The organism is Lewinella sp. (genome assembly GCF_050633125.1).
Classification (GTDB): domain Bacteria; phylum Bacteroidota; class Bacteroidia; order Chitinophagales; family Saprospiraceae; genus Lewinella.
The window spans coordinates 1-1903 of the sequence record NZ_JBOEFX010000259.1; the positions used below are offsets into that span (position 1 = coordinate 1).

Consider the following 1903-nt stretch of genomic DNA (forward strand, 5'->3'; position numbering starts at 1 on the left):
CCTAATATCAATCACTTTGCTACGCAGGGAGCAGGCGGTGGCCCGGTAGGACTTATCAATGTTAATTTTATCCGCGAAGTTGATTTTTACAGTGGTGCTTTCCCTACTAACCGGGGAAACGCGTTGAGTTCTGTATTTCAATTCCGGCAAAGGGATGGCCGTAGTGATCGACTTGGAGGAACCTTTATGGTCAGTGCTACTGATGTAGGTGCTACGCTGGAAGGGCCCATTGGTGATAAGACAACCTTCCTTGTGTCGGCTCGCCGTTCTTATTTGCAGCTTCTTTTTAAAGCTTTGGAATTGCCATTTTTACCTACTTATAATGACTTTCAGGTCAAGGTGAAGCACAAGATTAATGAGCAAAACGAAATCAGTTTTATTGGTTTGGGAGCCGTAGACCAGTTTAAATTGAACCTTGATGCCAATGAGACCGAAGATCAACAGTTTTTATTAGCTAATTTACCGGTAGCTCCACAATGGANNAATGGCTTGGTTTACAAACGCTATCGTGATGATGGCTTCTGGACCTTTGTGCTTAGCCGGAATATGCTGAACAACGAAGCTGAAAAATATCGAGGTAATGATGACAGCACGGAAGACAACCTCACCTTGCGCTATCGGAGTCAGGAAATTGAGAATAAATTCAGAGCAGAAGACGTCCGCCAAATTGGTGATTACAAGTTGGGGTACGGTATCAATTACGAATACGATAAGTACAATAACCGTACTTTTAATCGAATTTTTACCTCTGCGGGCGCGCAGGATATTGATTATGCGGCAGACTTTAATATGCATCGTTACGGGTTTTACACCCAAGCTAGTAGAGATTGGTTTGATGAGCGGCTAGTTATATCGTTGGGGATTCGCTTTGATGGAAACAGCTACTCTGATGAGATGAGCAATCCACTGCAACAGGCTTCTCCTCGTCTTTCGTTGAGCTATGCGCTGAGCCCTTCTTTTTCTTTTAATTTTAATACTGGCAGGTATTTTCAACTGCCTTCTTATACCCTTTTAGGCTATGAGGAAGGAGGGAAGCTGGTGAATAAGGAGAATGGTATTGGTTACCTGAAGAATTACCATGTAGTAGCAGGATTTGAATGGAATACTGCTGCCAACTCGAAAATTACGATTGAGGGCTACTACAAAGGTTACCAGGATTATCCGCTATTGTTACGTGATAGTCTAACGTTGGCTAACCTCGGTGGCGACTTTGGGGTGGTGGGTAACGAACCGGCAGTACCTTTCGCAGATGGCCGCGCCTATGGCATCGAGTTCCTCTTTCAGCAACGACTTTATAAAGGGTTTTATGGCATCTTTTCCTACACCCTTGGCTGGACACAGTTTCAAGACAAAAACCGAGAATATGTCCCTTCGGCCTGGGATACCCGTAATATTGCGAACCTGGCAGTGGGTAAGCGCTTTGGTAATAATTGGGAAATTGGGGTCAATTGGCGTTTTCAAGATGGCCTTCCTTTCACTCCCTTTGCATCATCATCAAACCTGGTAACCAACTGGAATCGTAATGCACGCGGGGTACCTGACTATGATCAACTGAATACATTGCGGCAAGATGCTTTCAGTGCTATAGACCTAAGGGTCGATAAGAAGTGGTTCTTTGATAAGTGGAGTTTGAACCTTTTCCTTGATATCGAAAACATCACTGGTGCTGCGGTGAGTGATACGGAACTTATACTGGACCGTACCCTCGATGAAAACGGTAATCCCATCGGTGAGCCGATCATCATTAATCCCGATGCGCCAATGGATGAGCAGCGTTATTTACTTAAAGAATTGGAAACGGGGTCTGGAACTCCATTGCCGAGTATAGGTATTATGATAGAATTTTAGGGAGTTCGCAAAAGATAATCTACACATCTTCCTATAATATGAGTCATCCCGAATT

The 1903-nt window shown here is 44.1% G+C and carries 2 pseudogenes; both read left to right on the forward strand.

Features of this window, described 5'->3' with window-relative positions:
• Positions 1 to 186: 186 nt before the first annotated feature.
• Positions 187 to 481, forward strand: a pseudogene (locus ACRBG0_RS28800) (TonB-dependent receptor); the annotation flags it as partial.
• Positions 482 to 483: 2 nt separating this feature from the next.
• Positions 484 to 1848: pseudogene (locus tag ACRBG0_RS28805) on the forward strand (TonB-dependent receptor plug domain-containing protein); the annotation flags it as partial.
• Positions 1849 to 1903 lie beyond the last annotated feature (55 nt).